The organism is Sphingobium sp. TomTYG72 (assembly GCF_055394715.1).
The window spans coordinates 907,353-926,312 of sequence record NZ_AP027337.1 but is presented as its reverse complement, the minus strand read 5'-3'; the positions used below and the strand labels follow the sequence as shown (position 1 = coordinate 926,312).

General features: G+C 60.5%; 14 protein-coding genes. 4 read left to right on the top strand and 10 right to left on the bottom strand.

Features of this window, described 5'->3' with window-relative positions; genetic code table 11:
- Positions 1-52: 52 nt before the first annotated feature.
- The 4 genes from ACZ5U1_RS17510 to ACZ5U1_RS17495 all read right to left on the bottom strand — a co-directional run bounded on the left by ACZ5U1_RS17510 (position 53) and on the right by ACZ5U1_RS17495 (position 6,063).
- On the bottom strand, positions 53-1,681 hold the full coding sequence (locus ACZ5U1_RS17510; protein WP_464780406.1) for an FAD-dependent oxidoreductase: 1,629 nt from the start codon (positions 1,679-1,681) through the stop codon (positions 53-55).
- 67 nt (positions 1,682-1,748) lie between these two features.
- Positions 1,749-2,612 (bottom strand): sugar phosphate isomerase/epimerase family protein, encoded by an 864-nt coding sequence (locus tag ACZ5U1_RS17505; RefSeq protein WP_464780405.1) that lies wholly within the window; start codon positions 2,610-2,612, stop codon positions 1,749-1,751.
- Between the two features lie 60 nt (positions 2,613-2,672).
- Positions 2,673-4,298, bottom strand: coding sequence for an FAD-dependent oxidoreductase (locus tag ACZ5U1_RS17500; RefSeq protein ID WP_464780404.1), 1,626 nt, complete (start codon positions 4,296-4,298; stop codon positions 2,673-2,675).
- A 142-nt stretch (positions 4,299-4,440) separates the two neighbouring features.
- Entirely contained in the window at positions 4,441-6,063 is a 1,623-nt protein-coding gene (locus ACZ5U1_RS17495; RefSeq protein WP_464780403.1) for a GMC family oxidoreductase, read from the bottom strand.
- Between the two features lie 235 nt (positions 6,064-6,298).
- On the opposite strand from ACZ5U1_RS17495, the gene ACZ5U1_RS17490 reads away from it, so the two are divergent.
- The 4 genes from ACZ5U1_RS17490 (at position 6,299) to ACZ5U1_RS17475 (ending at position 10,092) form a co-directional block, all read left to right on the top strand.
- A complete protein-coding gene (locus ACZ5U1_RS17490) occupies positions 6,299-7,048 on the top strand; it encodes an SDR family NAD(P)-dependent oxidoreductase (protein WP_464780402.1) in 750 nt (249 codons plus the stop codon).
- 57 nt (positions 7,049-7,105) lie between these two features.
- Positions 7,106-8,791 carry an FAD-binding protein gene (locus ACZ5U1_RS17485; protein ID WP_464780401.1) on the top strand — a complete coding sequence of 562 codons (1,686 nt, stop codon included), beginning with the start codon at positions 7,106-7,108 and terminating at the stop codon, positions 8,789-8,791.
- A gap of 132 nt (positions 8,792-8,923) precedes the next feature.
- Positions 8,924-9,307, top strand: coding sequence for a VOC family protein (locus tag ACZ5U1_RS17480; protein ID WP_464780400.1), 384 nt, complete (start codon positions 8,924-8,926; stop codon positions 9,305-9,307).
- 122 nt (positions 9,308-9,429) lie between these two features.
- Positions 9,430-10,092 (top strand): TetR/AcrR family transcriptional regulator, encoded by a 663-nt coding sequence (locus tag ACZ5U1_RS17475; protein WP_464780399.1) that lies wholly within the window; start codon positions 9,430-9,432, stop codon positions 10,090-10,092.
- Positions 10,093-10,233: 141 nt separating this feature from the next.
- Here ACZ5U1_RS17475 and ACZ5U1_RS17470 read toward each other — a convergent pair whose 3' ends face one another.
- The 6 genes from ACZ5U1_RS17470 to ACZ5U1_RS17445 all read right to left on the bottom strand — a co-directional run bounded on the left by ACZ5U1_RS17470 (position 10,234) and on the right by ACZ5U1_RS17445 (position 18,918).
- Positions 10,234-11,688: an acyl-CoA reductase gene (locus ACZ5U1_RS17470; RefSeq protein ID WP_464780398.1), complete on the bottom strand. Its 1,455-nt coding sequence runs from the start codon at positions 11,686-11,688 to the stop codon at positions 10,234-10,236.
- 25 nt (positions 11,689-11,713) lie between these two features.
- Positions 11,714-13,144 carry a long-chain-fatty-acid--protein ligase gene (locus tag ACZ5U1_RS17465; RefSeq protein ID WP_464780397.1) on the bottom strand — a complete coding sequence of 477 codons (1,431 nt, stop codon included), beginning with the start codon at positions 13,142-13,144 and terminating at the stop codon, positions 11,714-11,716.
- Between the two features lie 54 nt (positions 13,145-13,198).
- A complete protein-coding gene (locus ACZ5U1_RS17460; RefSeq protein ID WP_464780396.1) occupies positions 13,199-14,716 on the bottom strand; it encodes an FAD-dependent oxidoreductase in 1,518 nt (505 codons plus the stop codon).
- Positions 14,713-15,291, bottom strand: coding sequence for a VOC family protein (locus tag ACZ5U1_RS17455; protein ID WP_464780395.1), 579 nt, complete (start codon positions 15,289-15,291; stop codon positions 14,713-14,715). Before ACZ5U1_RS17455 ends, ACZ5U1_RS17460 begins: the two co-directional genes overlap by 4 nt.
- Positions 15,291-17,639, bottom strand: coding sequence for a TonB-dependent receptor (locus ACZ5U1_RS17450; RefSeq protein ID WP_464780394.1), 2,349 nt, complete (start codon positions 17,637-17,639; stop codon positions 15,291-15,293). Before ACZ5U1_RS17450 ends, ACZ5U1_RS17455 begins: the two co-directional genes overlap by 1 nt.
- A gap of 430 nt (positions 17,640-18,069) precedes the next feature.
- Positions 18,070-18,918, bottom strand: coding sequence for a TetR/AcrR family transcriptional regulator (locus tag ACZ5U1_RS17445; RefSeq protein WP_464780393.1), 849 nt, complete (start codon positions 18,916-18,918; stop codon positions 18,070-18,072).
- Positions 18,919-18,960: the final 42 nt, after the last annotated feature.

Below are 18,960 nucleotides of genomic sequence, written 5' to 3'. Positions count from 1 at the left end.
AAGTAAGTAAACATGCGAACGATAAATATATGTATCTATTTTTTGGAGAAGCCTATCTGCGGTTCGTCCTGACCGCAGCTTCCCGGCCAGCAATGTGGCCGAAGACCAGCGCCGGGCCGATCGTTCCGCCCGCTCCGGGATAAGCCATGCCGGTAACGCTCGCGGCGGCATTGCCAGCCGCATAGAGGCCGGGGATATTACCTCCACGCAAATTCTGCACTTCCGCTCTGATGCTGATTTTCGGGCCGCCCTTCGTTCCCAGAACGCCGGGATAAACCCGGCAGGCGTAGAAGGGGGCCTGATCCAACGGCCCGACGGTTTGCAATGCGCCGTCCAGCGACCAATCCCCATGGTAGCGATCATATTGGCTCTCGCCCCGGTGAAAGGCGGGGTCGTTGCCCTCACGAGCCGATCTGTTGAACTGTTCGACCGTCCGCTCCAGGCCATCGGCATCGACGCCGATCTGTTCTGCAAGCGCGCGCAGCGTCGCCGCCTGTATCATCCAGTTCGGCAAGGGATCGCCCGGATAGCGCGTGAGTACAGGATATTTGTCCAGATAAGCCTGATGGAAGATGATCCACGCCTCCCGATTGGGATAGTCGAACGTCTGAGGGTCGAACTGGAAAAAGGAGCGGCCAAGATCATTATAATTGCATGCTTCATTCACGAATCGCTGCCCCTTGCGGTTCACCATGATCGACCCTGGCTTTGTAAGTTCGGTAACCGCGAAACGGATTGCGGGATTGCCATCATATTCTTCGCCCGGAATCTTCATGATCGGCATCCACCATGCCTCATCGGTATTCGCTAGGGCAGCTCCGGCCTCCGCCGCCATCAACAGGCCATCGCCCTCATTGTCCGGCGGGCTCGCTGCCCCCTCGTGCGGGCCGCGCAGCAGGTCCTTCACCAGACCCGAATTCCACTCAAAGCCGCCGCTGGCGATGATGACGCCACGCCGCGCACGCATCTCGAAAGGTTCGCCGTCCTTGCTGCCCGCAACGCCTGTAACCGCGCCTTCGTGCATGACAAGGCTTTGCGCGCGCATGCCGAACAGGATGCGCACGCCCTTCTCAATCACGCTGGCGGTTAGCCCCGCCACAAGCGCGTTACCGACGCCCACTAGGCCCTTTTCCAGCCGATCGCCGATTATGGCAGGGTCGAAGATATCGACGCCATCCTCAAGGTCGTTGCTCGACACCGGAATGGGAAAGGTCAGGCTGCTCCGTAATCTCGGCCGTAACTCCCCCAACTTGTTGCCAGGAAACAGCCCTGCCGACAGGGATCGTCCGAATGTTCCGCCGGGAAGCTCGGGATGATAGTCGGGCCATTTCAGCGCCCGAAATCGAATGTCCGTCTGCGCTTCGATGAACTTGATGACGTCCGCGCCCTGATCGACATAGGTTTCGATCATCTCGTCATCCATGCGGCCCAAGGACTGGCGGCGCATGTAGGTGAGGGCCGCCTCGCGGCTGTCGCTGGTTCCGACTTCATGCATATGGTGATTGCACGGAATCCAGGGAACGCCCCCTGACATCGCGGTGGTCCCGCCGAGTTTTTCCGAACGTTCCAGAATGACGACATCTGCTCCCGCATGACGGGCACTCAGCGCCGCAGCGAGTCCCGCAGCGCCCGAGCCGATCACGATGACGTCGGTTTCTTCAATCCCATCCTGCTCGGGCACCCTGTCCTCCTGAAACTGTCATATGGTCCTTGCAGCGGCGCCCGATTGAAGGCGCTGCCACGGCCGATCAGGCATTTTCCCGTGCCAGCGCGAACTGGCGCGCGATGGCGTCGAAGGAACGCTTCGCCGCTTCCTCCGGCTCAAGGGCGCGGAATTCGTGCGACAATATCTCGATCCCGTAGCAGCCGTCATATCCGGTCGCCGCGATGGCTCGCAGAAATGCCGGTACATCGAAGCTGCCTTCGCCCGGCAGCAGCCGATTGTCCGTCGAATCGTCGAAAAGACCGCCAACGACTTCGGCCGCCGCGTCGTCCAACTCGACATGCTTGATATAGCTGGCAGGAAGGGCAGCTACCTCTTCATACGGTATACCCGGACGCGTCATGTGCCAGATGTCGATCAATAGCCCGCCATTATCCGTCCCGGCCATTTCGATAAGTTGCCGCCCCGACTTGAGGTCGCGGATATTCGCCAGGGGAAAGACCTCGATCGATACATGGGCGCCCACCTCCGCAGCCTGGTCGCAGAGCAGCCGGAAGTCGGCGGCCATGGTTTCCATCGATACGCCGCTGTCGCCCATGTCCCCGACGATCTTGATATGCTTGGTCCCGATCTCGACGGCGGTGTCCAGCCATAGGCGACGCATCTTGTCAGAAGCGGCCCGGGCCTCCCCTTGAGCAAACCAGTCAGTCAGGCACTCAATTTCCAGGAACTGGATACCGGCGTCGTCCAGGATGCGGCGAATTCCCGCCGTACCATGCAAAGCGACGTTCGTGGCCAGATCATCGCCTGACAGGCCCATGCCGTAATAGCCCGCAGCAACCGCCGCCGCAGCGCGCCGTTCCAGCGGAAAAGGGCTGGCGACCGGCGCACCGGGATAAGCATCGCCCGCGATCGTGTAATAGGTTGCTACAATTTTCGGATCATTCATGATGGAATTCCTTCGTCAACATCGCAGGAAGAGGGAGGCCGCTTCCGCTCGACAGGGTGTTCAAAAGCGGTTTGATCCGCGCGCGGCTTCACGGCCAGCAATGTGGCCAAAGGTCAGCGCGGGGCCGAGCGTCGCACCGCCGCCCGGATATGCCATGCCCATGATGCTGGCCATGGCATTGCCCGCCGCGTAAAGGCCGGGGATGATGCCGCCCGACAGGCTCATCACTTCGGCCCGCTCGTTGGTGCGCGGGCCGCCCTTCGTTCCAATCGTTCCGATCTTGGTTTCGACCGCATAATAGGGACCGCGTTCGAGTGGCCCCAGCGTCTTCGCGGCGCCCTCTGCGCTCGCATCGCCCCAATACAGTTCATAGACGCTTTCACCGCGATGGAAGTCGGGATCGACGCCTTTGCGGGCATTATCATTGAAACGCGCGACTTCCGCCTCCAGCCCGGCAGGATCGACCCCGATCTTGCCCGCCAGTTCGGCCAGCGTGTCCGCACTCACCATCCAGGACGGAACCGGATCGCCCGGATAGCGCGTCAGGAAGGGGAAGCGATCCATATAATCCTGGCTGACGATGTGCCAGGCGGGCAGGTTGGGATAGTCGAAGTTGACTGGATCGAAGGCCTGGAACACGCGCCCGATATCATTGTAGTTGCAGGCTTCGTTGACGAAGCGGCGACCTGTCCGGTTGACGATGATCGATCCGGGACCGCAGCGTTCGATGCCCGTCAGCCGGACGAGCGGCCGTCCGTCATATTCTTCGCCCGGTATCGTCACTGATGGCTGCCACCATGCCTCGGACATGTTGCCGAGCGACGCGCCAGCCTGGATCGCCATCTTCAGCCCATCGCCTTCGTTCCAGGGCGGGCTGTGCGGACCATGCATCGGGCCGCGCAGGAACTGCCGGGTCATGTCCTCGTTCCACTCATACCCCCCGCAGGCCAGGATCACCCCTTTGCGCGCGCCGATGCGCAGGGGCTTGCCGTCATTGTCCGCCTCGATGCCGATCACGACGTCGCCTTCCTGCACAAGCCGCAGCACGCGAATATTACGCCTGATCTGGACGCCATGATCCATCGCGCCCTTGAGCAGGCCCGCCATCAACGCGCCGCCCATGCCGACCATATCTTCGTTGAGGCGGCCGCCGATAATCTCGGAATCCAGCACGTTGATGCCGTCTTCCACATCGGCGATGGAAATGGGAATAGGGAAATGCGCGCTCGCCCGCAGCGCAGGCCGCAATTCGCCAAGCTGCCCAGCGGGGAAAATGCCTGCGGTCACCGAACGGCCGATATTGCCGCCGGGAAATTCAGGATGATAATCGGGCATCTGGAGCGCGCGGAAGCGAAGATCGGTCTCCTTTTCGAGGAACAGCAGCATCTGCGGCGCCGTGTCCACGAAGGTTTCGATCATGACGTCGTCCATCTTGCCCAGCGATATGCGGCGAAGATAGGTGAGGGCCTGCTCGCGGGAATCGCTGCGGCCGATCTCCTGCATATGATGGTTGTTGGGTATCCACGGTACGCCGCCTGAAACGGCGCTCGTGCCCCCCAGCTTGTCCGTGCGTTCGAGCAGCAGCACCTCTGCGCCCGCCGTCCGGGCGGCCAGCGCCGCAGAGCAACCGGCGGCGCCGGAGCCTACCACCAGAACATCTGTTTCCTCATCCCATTGGGTCGTCACGATTATCTCTCCTGCATTCTATCCTATGGCTGGCCGCGCACGCCCTTTGCGGGTCTTGCTCGCGGCTGCCCTACGTCGCCCTAACCCTTTGTTTGCCGCGATTTCTTAACCAGCGATCGATCTCGATCGCTTGGAAATCGCTCTAGCGCGCGTCTTCCAGGATCAGCGAAGACGCATGCCAGGCCATTGCCATCACCGGTGCGTTGGTGTTGCCCGAGGTCAGGTTGGGCATGATCGAACAGTCGATCACCCGCAGGCCGTCCACTCCGCGAACGCGCGTGCGCGGATCGACCACGGATTCATCATCGCTGCCCATCCGGCACGTTGCGACGGCATGGGTTCCGCAGCTCAGATGACGGCGTACGGCGGTCAATATCTGGTCGTCGCTATCATTACCGTTCAGCCCCGGCGCGATTTCGCGCGTCACGAAGGGCGCGATGGCAGGCTGGGTCATCAACTTGCGCACGAAACGCACCATCGCGACCGCCGTCTCGCAATCCTCCTGCGTCGTCAGCCAGTTGGGATGGATGCGCAAAGGATCGTCGGCATTGGGCGACGTAATAGTAAGACAACCCTCGCTGGTGGCTCGCAGCATCGCCGTGGCGATCATCATGCCAGGCGTCTTGTTGACGCCGTTGGTCGGAACCGCAACATCCGCCTCGCCCTGCGCCAGAGTGACGCCACCAACGAAGCACTGGAGGTCCGGGCGGGTTACGCTTGGACGGCTGCGGGCAAAGATGCCGACCTCCTGCGGGACCGTCGCCATCGGGCCGCCCTTGAACAGGAAATATTCGGCCAGGCTACGGGCCAGACCTAGGCCACGATAGCGATGGTTCAGGCCCTTCTCGCCCTGCAAGTCGTAGTTGATGCCGTAAATGGGATGCTCCTGCATCCGTCGGCCTACGTCCGGGCTGTCCACGATGACATCGACGCCTGCGGCTTTCAAATCCTCCGCTGGCCCGATCCCCGAAAGCTGGAGCAGCTTGGGGGATGCGATGGCGCCTGCCGACACGATGACTTCGCCCCGGCACCGGAACTCCGTCTTGCGCCCGCCGATCCTGCACAGGACGCCCTTGGCCCTGTGCTGTTCGATGATGATGCGGTCCACCTGTACGCCCGTCCGGATCACCAGATTGGGCCGATGGCGTATCGGGTCCAGAAAAGCGACCGCCGCGCTCTGCCTGCGCCCGTTCTTGATATTATAATGATAATAGCCGACGCCTTCCCGGCTTCCGGCGTTGAAATCATCGTTGCGCGGCAGGCCCATTTGCTTGCCCGCCTCGATCATCCGGTCTGCAAGCGGGTAATGGAATTTCGCGGTCGATACATGCACCGGACCACCCGCGCCATGCTCGCCTGACGCGCCGAGTTCATGATCCTCGATGGCGTTGAACGCGCGCAGCATGGTGTTCCAGCCCCATCCCTTCGCGCCGCGCTCTTCCCATTGCTCGAAATCCTCGGGCTGGCCCCGGATATAGATCATTCCGTTAATGGCGGAAGATCCGCCCAGGCCTCTGCCCCGCAGCCAGATCTCGCTCGCGTCCAGTCCTTCTTCACGTGGCTGTTGGACCGGGAAATATTGCGCGAATGTCGGGTCGCCGACCAGCTTCGCCACGCCTTTTGGCATGCGAACGAACATGTGCTTGTTCTCGCCACCGGCCTCCAGAAGCAGCACCCGATTCGATGGATTTTCGGACAGCTTGTTGGCAAGTACGCAACCGGCGCTGCCTGCGCCCACAATGATGAAGTCGAACTCCTCAGCCATGACCTCTCCAGAAATTAAATGACATTCGTCTTATATACGCTTCTATGACACGGCGGATTGGCAGACACAATGGCCTTTCCCCCCTCTGTCAGCCCGACCGCATATCAAGGACATATGCGGGCAGTATTGACAGTTTGTCAGACATTAGTCACGTAATGACACCGTAAGACGCCGTCTTGTGAAGACGGCTGGCTCGGCCTCAAGCGTCGGGCAATTGATTGGGAGAGGTGTGAAGATGGCTGTATTGAACGGGAAGGTTGCGCTGGTGACCGGCGCCTCGGGCGGCATTGGTCGGCAGATCGCCGTTGCCTTGGCGCAAAGCGGCGCACGGATCGTCGCGCACTATTCTTCCCGACGTGAAAGCGCCGAACAGACGGCAGCCGCAGTGCGCGAAGCAGGCGGTGATGCAGTGATTGTGCAGGCGGACCTAAGCCATTCCGAAGGAGTCAGGCAGCTGTTCCAGCAATTTGACGAACAGGCTGGAGGGCATCTTGATATTCTGGTCAATAATGCTGGCGCGGGACGAACCTCTCCAATCACCACGATCGATGAAGAAGAAATCGACAGCATGTACCGGGTCAACTTCAAGTCGCCGATACTGGTCACTCAACAGGCGTTGAAAAGACTCAATGATGGTGGCGCGATCGTCAATATCTCGTCGATGAGCGGACTGATGGCGCAGCCGCCCGGCTTCGCCTACGCGATGAGCAAGGCGGCGGTGAATTCGTTCACGGTTTCGATGGCGGTAGAGCTTGCGCCGCGCAATATTCGGGTCAATGCTGTCGCCCCTGGACCGGTCGATACCGACCTCATCAACGGCTATCGGGACAGTGAGGAGGCAATGCGCATGTTCAAAAGCATGGCCGCGCTTGGTCGCATCGGCACCGCCGATGACATTGCGCAGATCGTCCTCTTCCTCGCATCCCCGGCCTCCGGCTGGCTCACCGGGCAGATTATTCAGGCGAGCGGCGGCATGAGATTGTAGTCGAACGCGGACAGATAAGGGATGGCCGGAGAAAATATTTTCGAAGGAAATGATGGCGTGAGAGATGAAATGATTTCCCAAGATGGTCAGCCGGTGATTTCCATCGAAAATGCGGACATGTTCCAATGGGACGACACGGCTGACGTCGTCGTGGTCGGCTATGGCGGCGCGGGAATTTGTGCCGCGCTGGAACTGGTGGAAAACGGCGCCAGCGTGATTGCCATAGACCGCTTCAATGGCGGCGGCGCAACGGCCTTCAGCGGCGGCGTCGTCTATGCGGCCGGGACCGACATTCAACGGCAAAACGGCGTTGAGGACGATCCCGACAACATGCTGAAATATCTGCGGCTGGAAGTCGGCGATGTCGTTCAGCCGGAAACACTGAAACGCTTTTGCGATCAAAGTGCAGGCAATCTGCAATGGTTGCAGTCGCATGGCGTTGTGTTCGGGACAAAGCTTTACACCGGAAAGACGACCTATCCGCCGGAAGGCTATTTCCTGCAATATTCCGGCAATGAGAAAGTAGAGGCCTATTGCCGCGACGCCAAACCCGCACCGCGAGGGCACCGGACGCTGGGGCGCGGCTTCACAGGCAACAAGCTGTATCGCGCCTTGCGCGAGACCGCCGATCGGTCAGCCATTCGCAAGAAGCTGCATACGATCGTGCAGAGCCTGATTGTCGATGGTGATGGGCGCGTCGTCGGCGTCGCTGCGCTGGAGCTTCCGGCCGCCAAGCATGCCGAGCATCAGAAATATTACGACAAGTTCCCGCCTACCGCTCCCTTCAAGGAGAGCAAGGCCGAAGCCGCGAGCGGTGCAGCGCGCGTCATGGAGCGAGAGCATGGCCAGCTACGCTATGTAAGAGCGAAGACCGGCGTCATCCTTTCGACGGGCGGTTTCGTCTTCAACCTCGACATGCTCGGCCAACATGCGCCCATGCTGAGCAAGCATTACAAGACCATGATGCGCCTCGGCACCCTGGGTGACGATGGCACGGCCGTGCAGCTCGGCACGGCGCTGGGCGCGGATACCGTGGGCATGGACGCGATGTTCGTTGGGCGGGTCCAATCTCCTCCCGCCGCGCTGCTGGATGGCATTCTTGTCAATCAGACAGGGGACCGGTTCGCCAACGAAGCCGTCTATGTCGGCACTCTGGGCCGCGCCATTGCCGATCAACCGGAGGGCAAGGCGTGGCTGATCATGTCCACCAAGGACATTCGCAAGGCGATGCGCCAGGTGGCAACGGACGGTCTGGACGCGTTCATGCGTTTTGGCGCACCCGCCATGCTGAATCTCATGCTCGGCGGCACCAAGCGCGCGAGGGACCTGGACGTGCTTGCGGAAAAATGCGGCATCAACCCCAATCGCCTGCGCCAGACTGTACGGCGCTATGAAGACATGGTCCGCAACCGGCATGACGATGACTTTTCGAAGCTGAAGGATCATCTCAAGTCGCTCGGCAACGGTCCCTATGTCGCAATGAACGTGTCCCTCGCCAACCGCTATAGCTTCATCACCTTCCATACTTTGGGAGGGTTGGCGCTCGAAGAGGCGACAGGCGCGGTGCGGCGCGCCGATGGCAGCACCATAGCGGGCCTTTATGCTGCGGGCCGGGCTACCGGAAGCATACCATCGCGCACTTATATCAGCGGCCTTTCCCTGGCGGATTGCGTGTTCACAGGGCGCAGGGCCGCTCAGTCCTGCTTGCGAGAGGCGGAGCAGGACGCGCTCGCTCCCGCCTGAACAACGGATTGACGGACATCTGTCAATCTACAGTCCGTGCTGTTATTGACATATGTCGTTTATTTCGAAATATACCCAGCTCCCATCTGCACATTCCCGCCCGCAAGGGTGATATTTTATGGAGAGAGTTTCATGTTTTCGCACATCGTGCTTGGCAGCAATGACATAGAAAAATCAAAGCGTTTCTATGACGCGACGCTTGGGGCGCTGGGCGGCGCGCAGGCCTTCGTCGATGATAACAGACGGCTGATCTACATGCACAACGGTCTGTCGCTGCTGATTACCAAGCCCATTGACGGCCAGCCCGCGACGCATGCCAATGGCGGCACGATCGGTTTCGCCGTTCAGGGACCTGAGCAGGCGGACGCATGGCATGCGGCAGGGGTAGCCAATGGCGGCGTTTCCATTGAGGACGCTCCGGGCGTGCGCGAGGGGCCGATGGGGGCTCTGTACCTTGCCTATCTGCGCGATCCGGACGGTAACAAGCTCTGCGCGCTGCACCAGATCGCTCAGTAAGACAAATCGATCCATGAGTGAGGCGCGCCGCTGCCACCTTCCGTAGCGGTTGCGCCTCTCTTCCTTTCATGGGACAATGTCGGCGGGAGTGACTGCATCGATACAGTGATGGAGAGATACCCATGACGAACGCAGGCGACGCCCGCCCTGACGCAGCTTCTGCGCGTGGTCGGCCGACGGTCTCCGACCACCGCGAAGTGTCGAACGAACTGCTCCATGCGATGGAGCATGGCTTGCGGAACAAGAGTCATCTGGATCTGACGACGCGGGAAATCGCGTCCGCCGCCGGGACCAATGCCGGCATGATCCACTATTATTATCACGGCAAGAACGGCCTGATCGACGCGGCACTGGATAATCTGAGCAGCGACATCGCGCAGATACTCAACGATCTCAATAGTTTGTTCCTGACTGACTGTCAGGATGCCACGCGCAAGATTGTCAGTGCCTGGATGAAGGTGTTGGAAACTCACCGGGGCACGGCCAGCGTGGTCCTGATCGAAAGTTTCCGCCCCTACTCGACCGTATGGAATTCCTATCGGCAGAAGAAATCGCAGGGCAGCTTCATCCGGATGCAGGAATTGGTCCGGACATTGGTGAGTCAGGGATATTATCGGGCGGATACCGATCCGCAAGTTGCTGCTTTTTCAATCACTTCCATTGTCCTTTCCCCGATGCTGGTGGGCCAGATCATGTCAGAGATCGGCCACCAGATCAGTCACATATTGGACAATTGGGAAGAAGAGGCCGTCAAGCTTATCGACGAGCGCTACCGCCAAATCTAATGCGGGGCGCTGCCTCGCCGGGTGCCAAAAAAAGGAAGGGGAGCTTTGACCGGAGCCGCCCGATCGGGGAAGATCGTAACATTGAGCGGCCAATCGGAGAATCTATGATCCCGCTCCCCTTCATGCAATGTGACCGCCTCGTCAGGCGGCGCACATCATCCCGGCGCCCGCTTCCGCAATGGCTGCGTCAAATTGCTCGCGAACACCCCAGCGGGCGAGCCTGCGCATGATTTCCATGGCGTCATGCGGATAGCCCAGTCCTTCATAAGCGATGCAGCCGAGCGGTGAGAGGCGTTGCGCGCCCCGCAACATGCATCGGTCGGCAATTTCCGCCTGCGCCGCATTGGGATAGATGCCGATGGTCTGCGTGTGGATGGTAACGGCGGCCACTGCGGCGTCGAGGTCCGGCACGGGAATGATATTGATGACGCGCCCACCGATCCGGTCACTGAATTCGACCGCCTCGGCCTGCTGCGACACGATGACGCCGCCTTCATTCGCTTTGACGCCGAACACGCGAAAATCGTCGGAATAGCGGATGCCCTCTATCTCGTCGCGCAACACGGGGTCGAACGCGGGGTGGGGGGAGCTATAGGCCGCGGGCAGGGCCTGCAACGCGTCATGCACCATTCGGCCGAAGCTGTTCAGCTTGTCGAGCGAGCGATCGTCGTCGCCGCACACGACATAGGCGAGGCGGCTGTTGCCGCAGCCTTCCTGATTGAAATAGCCGAAATCCTTGGCCAATTGCTGCGCAACCCAGCCCATCTGCTCCTCCGATTCCAACGCCTCCGCGCCAATGATCGAGGCGCTGACCTTGGGATCGAGCGCGATCAGGTCGAGGCCGGAGGTCAGATGCTGGCGGATGTGGTTCATCGACGCAGGGCCACCCCACGCAACGATCTTGTCGATGTTGCGCGTGTCATACAGCTTCTTCTCAAAGCCCAGGTCGCCGCCCTTCCAATAGGCGACCGTCATGTGGCGGGTGATGGGATGATCGGGGTCCATCGCGATCATCGTCTTGGCGATCGCGACGGCGGTGAAGGGGTCGTTCGACGGGCTTTTGACGATATTGTCACAGCGCAGCACCGCCCCGTTGATCACCGCGTGCAAGGCCACATTGGGCGCGTTGCCTGCGTTCAGGTGAACGATGCGCGATCCAAAGGCGCGCACCATCGCGTCGCGGTCATGCAGTGGCCTCGCCTTCCAGCCTTCCAGATAGTCGCGGCCGATATTCTGATCGACGGCTTCCTCGACGATGGTCCGCCGCAGGTTCGCGGCAAAGGAAACATAGGCGGTGCGCAATATATCGGGCGACTGGCCCGACGACTGCATATTCATTTCCAGCGCCAACCGAATGTCGGGATTGGTGTCCGGGTGCAGCCTGCGGCCCAATTCCTCCAGGAAGTCGAGGATATTGTCCAGGCTTACGGAATAATAATCCTGAAGGTCAGCGCCATTGCGCAGGACGATCTGGTCCAGATATTTGTTCACGTCGGGGGTCAGGAACGCGATTTCGCCCCGGCGTCCTTCAAAGCGGACCAGGTCATCTTCTATGATGCGGCCCCGGATGATGAGCGGGATAGTATATTCTTTCATCTTCGATACTCCGAGACAGATTGGGTCAGGACGCCTTGGCCAGGAAATCTTCCAGGCTCTGGAAGGCCTGCGGCGTGCGGGCGCACACGATCTTGTCGTCGCCGCCATTCAGTTCCGAAATGCGGTTGATGTCGTTGTCCATGAACGGACCCTTGCGCCCGCATGCGCATCCGCCGTCGAAATGGACCGTCACCTGATCCCCCGTGATGACCCCGGCCCAGAAGGTGGTTGGCATGGGATCGAACACCACCATGCGCCCCGTCTGCGTGCCCGTGCGCGGCAGTGATTGGCCGGTTGCCGGGTCCATCAGGTGCGTGATGCCCCAGGGCAGGGGATGCAGCTTGTCATGGGGGCAACAGACCGCCGTCGAGCTGGATTCGGTCATGCCATAGACTTCCTTGACGCGCCCCGGCACATGGTGCGGGAAGCGTTCGGCGACGACATCGCGCCATCCTTCGGGAAAGCTGAATCCTTTAGTACCGCCACCGGTCATGATCATGGAATCGGGATGCCATTCGACGAAGATGTCCATTTTCCGGCAGGCTTCGGCCATGAGATAGAGATTCATGCTGGCCCCGTAGAACATGACCTTTTGGCCCTTTAGGCCAATCACGGCATTTTCGATGAAGCGGGTCCACCGTTCGTCCGCATTGGCCGCGCGGGTTGAGAGCGCAGTGGCGATCGCCTGCTCGGCGGGGCTCAGTTCCAGCTCCTCACCCAGCGCCTGTGCGCGTTGAAGCCGTCCGTTCAGCCACATTTCGTCTGCGGTCAGCGTGCCATCGTCCAGCGTGATGAACATGTCCTCCCGGCCGTCGTAGCAATTTTCCTTCAGGACACGCATGATGAGCGGGATGTTGTGGCGGCCGTAGCGGGACGGCCACGGACAGACGAAAACATATTCTCCGCTTTTTGCGTTGATCCCCGGCTCGTCACGATAAGGTTCGACGATATAGGTGTTCTTGTCGACAAAAAGAGTTTCCTCGACCGTGCTCAGGGGGAAGAGCGAAATCTTGCCGCTGGTCCCTGACGAGGTGACGGGCCGCAATGGCGTCACCCGCTCGACTTCCAGCAGCCATTGTTCGATCGATTCACAATGTTCGGCATGGACCGCCGACAGGTCGTGCGTGGTAAGCGCCTGAAGCCAGCGGGTCAGCTTGTCGAAGCGCGCTTTCTGCACGTCCAGCGCGGAATAGGATTTGAACATGGTGTGCGGCATTGCCAGACGCGTCAGGTCATCGAACCCGCTGATTTCCTCTAGCCCCACTTCTTCGGCCAGACGCTGGAGCGCGCGCAACTTGGGCTTCAAATCCCGGAACCGCCGCTGGAACAGGGCAAGCTGGATCTTTTCGACTTCGGCATAATCCAGGTCGAACAGTTCCTCCTGGCTCAGTTCCAGGAAGCGCCAGGGATCTTCTTCCAATCTATCGTAGAGATTGGCCGTCGGGGTGGATGTCATGAAATGCTCCTGAAATGATAGGTATATGAGGGGCGGCCGATCACTCGCGCGTGATCAGGCGACATCTGCCGGTAATTCGGGGTGCTTCGATCCGGGATCGAGAGCGTGGCGGACAGGTTCGGCGGCGGCAGCCTTGCCTGCTCTGCGCCCGAAAAAGGTCGCGCCGCCGATCAACAGACCGCTCGCATAGCCCCAGCCTTCGACCGACAGATTGGGGGCGACCTGACCGACCGCGTAAAGGCCGGGAACAGGCGTGCCATCGGCTTTCAGCGCGCGGCCATCGACGTCAGTATCAACGCCGCCCAGGCTGATGCAGCAGAAATAGGCCGAACCTACCGAACAATCGATCGCGGCATAGGGTATCTCCGAAATCGGGGCGAGCCATTTGGGGTTCTTGCGGAATTCCTCGTCATAGCCCGTCGCGGCATAGCGATTATAATTGCCGATCGTCTCCACCAGCGCCCCTTCAGGCATGCCAAGGTCGGCTTCCATTTCGGGTATGTTGTCCCAGGCATCGACGACCTCATGCTTGCGCTCGGACCTGATGTCGCCCAGCTCTGGCCGCCCGAAATTGACATTGTCGCAGATCAGGTAAGCCTTGCCCTCGGGCTGGTTCAAAATCGCGTCGGTGGACCAGGCGTGATAGACATCCTCCGCCACGAAACGGCGGCCTTCGCTGTTCACCAATATGCCTTTGACCAGGCTGGCGGGGGGATAGAAGGGCGATGTGATCATGCTCTGATCCAGCCCGACGGTCGCCGCGTCCATGCTCTGGCCCAGCGCTATGCCCGATCCGTCAGCAGTCGGCACGCCCAGTGGAGCGATGCCCTCCCGCCCAGCTTTCGATCCATGAGCAAGGCCGAGTTCCCGGTCCCACTCGCAACCGCCGGTCGCCAGCACCACGCCCTTGCGCGCTGCCACCGCCATGTTGCGGCCTTCCTGCCGATACTGGACGCCGACGACCGCGCCTGCCTCGTCCCGAACCAGCGCGTTGACCGCTGCATCGTAGACGACGCGCACCTTGAGTTCATGCAGGCGCTGGAGCAACCGGTCGAACAGCAGGTGCCCGACAAATCCGCCGCCCGGCTTGTGACCACGCGGGAAAGGCTCTGCCGCTTCAGACAATGGCCAGCAGGCTTCGCTTCCGGTCCACACCAGCGTTTCATCGCTATGGGGGTGGAAATGCTTGCCGTCGAAATAGCGTTCGTTGAACGTGACGCCCAGCGACATCAGCCAGTCATAATGGCCGACGCTCCCCTCGCAATAGGCTTCGATCTTGTCCACGGCCGCCTTCGGCTGCGTGGCCTTTAAAAACCGGGCCATATTCTCCGGCGTATCGGCAAAGCCATTGGCCTTTTGCGGAGGCGTGCCGCCGCCCAGATAGATGAACCCACCGGACATAGCGGTGGAGCCTCCCCCGCCAGAGGTTCTTTCGATGACCAGAACCTCTGCGCCCGCTTCGGCCGCAGCAATCGCGGCGGAAGCGCCAGCCCCTCCCAGCCCCGCGATTACAACATCCGCCGTCGTCGCGAACGTAACTTCGTCCAGCGCCTTGGCTGCCTCTGTCTTCACTGTAATCCTCCCACTTGTGCGGCCGCGCCGTCTTTGAGTTCCAGCATGCGGACGGGATCGTGCCCGTCCCAATCTTGCGCAGCTTCGGCCACGTCGCGGAACAGGTTGATCAACACCGGCTCTGCGGGCACCAGTTCCAGCATGCAGCCCAGCTCGTTGCGGGTGTCGGCATAGGCGACCTGCGCTCCGCCGACCGACCGGAACTCGCTCGCCATCTCTATGCCTCGCGCTCTCAGGCGCCCGATTTCCTCGCCGACATTGTGCACTATCCGGCACATGTGATGAAAGCCGGTCTGGCCTTCGGGAACCATGTCGCGATAGGCGGATGGCCCCTTGCTCGTCTGCTGGATCAGTTCGATCTGAACCGGCCCCGCCTGCGCCAGCGCCGCCTTGAAAGCGAGCGGCTCGGGCCGCCCGCGATACAATGCGTCAGGATAGTCGGAGTCGCGCCGGAAAAACGGCCCGACCCCCATGGACAGCCACCGCTCCATCGCATCGTCCAGGTCCGCCACGACCCAGCAATTCTGCAACAGCGCCATCCTCTCATTGCGCGGGATGAGTTCTTCCAATCCCATCAGAAGTCTGCCGCCAGAGACACGCCCCAGGTCCTGCCGACCGACGGGATCGCGAAGTCAATGAACGACCCGATCGTGTTGCTGGACGTGAACCCGTCATAAGTGGTGTTGTTCGTCACATTCTTGACGAAGCCAGTCAGCGTCAGGTCGAGTTTGTCATGCACCGGGAACTGGTAACGCATGGCAAGGTCGATCTTGGTCACAGGGGGAATGGACCCGCGCGGGTCATTGAGAACGCTCGTCTCATAACGCGACGTATGATAGAGGGCGGCGTTCAGCCCCGCTCGCCCTGACCCCAGGTCGAAAGCATAGTCGGAGATCAGACCCGCAGTCCATTTGGGCGTGCGGCGCAGCTTCAGGTCCGATAGGTCCGCAAGGCCCTGACCGGCGAGATTGCCGACAAAGCTCAGATATTTCGCGTCCAGATAGCCCGCCGATCCCGTGATCGTCCATCCGGCGACAGGGACCACTGCCAGTTCGGCCTCCACGCCCTTGTACCGCGCCTTGGCGGCATTCACCGTTGCCGTAACAATGCCCCCACCGGCTGCGACCGTCAGGACATCTTCCTGCTTGTCCTTCAGCGTATTGTGGAACGCCGCGACGTTCAGGCGAACCCGCTTGTTGAACCATTCGCTCTTGAAGCCGACTTCATAAGCATCCATGATTTCAGGACGATAGGGAATGACGGCGTTGACGATGCTTCCTGCGCGACCATTAAACCCGCCCGCATTATAGCCCCGGCTCCAATTGGCGTAGACGAGCAGGTCGGGCTGAACCTCATATTGCAACCCGATGCGCGGCGTCAGTTCGTCGAACTTGACCGTAGCGCTCACCGGACCTTGCTGCGGGCCAAGTACGAACTGATCGCGGATCGGCTGCTGTAGCCTTCCCCAAAGCGTGAAGTTCGTCTGCTTGCGATCCCACGTTTGCCGCGCACCGGCCGTCAGGCGCAGCTTGTCCGTGATGTCCCAGTCACCCTGAAAGAAGACCGCGAAGGAACGGCTTTTCTGCCGGATGCGATAGGCGTTGAGCGAGTTGAAGTAGGCCGTGCCCGGCGCGGTAGTCGCCGACAGCCCGGCAAAATCGACCGACGGGAACTGGCGCGCCGTGAACGCATATTCGATGAAGAAAGCACCCGCCACGAAGTTGATCGGGCCATCGAACTGCGTTTCCGCACGCAACTCCTGCGAAAACTGCCAGGAACTTTCCCGCTTGTCGTTACGCTGTATCGCAAATCGGGTCGCGTCGAAGTCGCCGAGCTGATCTTCTTCGTCCTCACGATAGCCCGACAGGCTGACCAACTTGACGCCATCGAGTTCGTGCGCGACTTCCAGCGTTACTGCATTAAGATTGTAATAGGCCGGAAACTGCGTCGTCTCGACATCATTACGCTTCTTGCTGAGCGGCCTGCAAACGATCGAGGTCGCAGGATTGAGACATTGTATGTTTTGTCCCGACACATAAGTCGGATATCCCAGCGTGCCCAGACCATTGGCCGTCAGCAGCTTGGGGCCGGTCAGTGGAATGAGGTCGGGGGTAAGGACCGGCACATAGGGCGGCACTTCGCTGTCATCTTCCATCCGCTCGAGCGAAAGGTAGATGCTCGTCCGGTCTGAAGGGGTAGCGACCAGCGACAGCATGTAATCCCGCATATCGCGTTTGCCTTCGCGATCGCCGGTGATGCTGTTGCGGAACTCGCCCTTATGCTTCTTGATCGCGATCGCGCCCTTGACCGCCAACAGGCCGGGGATGATCGGCGCCATCACGACACCTTCAAAGTCCGTTCGTCCGAAACTGCCCACCGTCGCGCGCAGCCTGCCGCTTGTGGGAGCGTCGGGATCGGGACGGGAGCGGATGACGTTCACCGTTCCGCCCGTCGTGTTGCGGCCAAAGAGCAGGCCCTGCGGACCACGCAAAATCTCCAGTCGTTCGATGTCGAACGCATCGAGCAGCGTACCCCGCTGAAATGCCAGCGGAATGCCGTCAATGGTGAAGCCGATGCCGGATTCGACGGCGCGGTTGGGATCTTGAAGCGAGATGCCGCGCAAGCTGATCTGCGGCGTGTTGAGCGCAGCGCCAGAGCGTGAGATCGTCATGCCCGGCACCATGCCGCGCAGCCCGGTCAATGCATCCAGGTTGGACGCGCGCATGGCCTCGCCGGTGAAAGCCGTCACGGCGACGGGGACATCCTGCAACGGCACGGCCCGTTTCTGGGCGGTGACGATGATGTCCGCCAGTTCAGCCGACGAGGACTGTTTTGAGTCCGCCGAAGCTTGCGCTAGGGCGCTGCCGGGTGCCATCACGCCCAAACTGAGCGCCAATAGCGAAGTTCCTGTAAAGGTCCGCATGTTATCCCCTCCATTTATGTCTGTTGTCGGTCTTCCGTTTGTCGCGTCATTTTTCGCGCGACTATAAATCTGATTACCGATGGCTCGTCCTGGGACAGCCACGGATCATATGAAAACCCATTCCGGACATAATGGAAAGTTGGATAATAGGCCGTAGGACCAAGCCGGTGATCGCCAACCAATATCTGACGCCTGTCGGACGTTGAAAAGCAAGAACAAAGGGGGGTGACAGGGGAACCGCGCCGCCGCTCACCGCGTCGGCGTCATGGGCGCGGAACAATGCCGTAATCGGACGAAGGCCGGGTTACGGAAATGCGGAGGTGATGGGGAGGCGAACGACTCGTCCTTCCCCGCCACCCGCCCAGCAGTCGTGTACGCTGGGCCGGGGAGCTTCAGCGAAAGTGCCGACGCAGCGTCGGCATTGCCCAGTTCAAGCTTTCTTGCGACGCCTCGCCGCTGGCTTGGCCGCCAATTTGGTGACCGTGGACGCGAGCAATTCGATCTGCGCCGTGGCCATCTCAATGAGCGCCGGGTCGTCATGCGCGGCCAGGGTTCTGGCGGCCGCCATTATCCTGTCTTCCAGCGTGGGTTCTGCGGGTGTGGCTTCTTCCGGCGCTGCACCGTAACGCGCTTCGGCCCGAGCGAGAAAATCCAGCGCGACTTCTGTCGCCTGCTTTACCGCAAGATCCGTGATCTTCCCCTGCTGCTGGATGCTTGCTTCGAAAATGGCTGACTGGATGATGACAAGCGTGCGGAACGGGTCTTCTTCCGACAGCGGTTCGATCGCCCAGCCCGTATGCCACAAGGTATGGTAGGGCAGGGCAGCAACTTTGTCGAAATCCCGCACCAAATGGCGGGACTCGAACGGAATGTGACGGGCCAGGGCGCCCGGCTTCGCTGGATTGGGTTGGTTGAAATAATCCTGGATTCCCTTGATCATCAACGTGACCAGTTGCTCCAGGCTTTCCGGCTTGCGTCGCCGAACATAGCGTTCCACTTCGACGCCAGTCTGCTGGACAAACCGGATCGCGATCTGGCCCAATATCTCCTCGACGCTGGCGAAGTGGGAATAGATGGATGTCCGGGTGATGCCGCCATGGTCGGCGATCATGGCGATGGAGATGTCAGCTGGCTTATGCGCCTTGAGCAGTTCAATCGTCGCTTCGATGATCCGATCGACGCGGGCTCTGCCCGGCGCACGCTGCCCCAGCTTCTCCCGTTCGGAAAGCAACTCGCTTTGAAGAAACTGAAGGGTATTGGGCTCGGAATCTGTTTTCAAACTGTGAGGTTTGATCTTCGCCGATATTTTCTCCGCTTTACC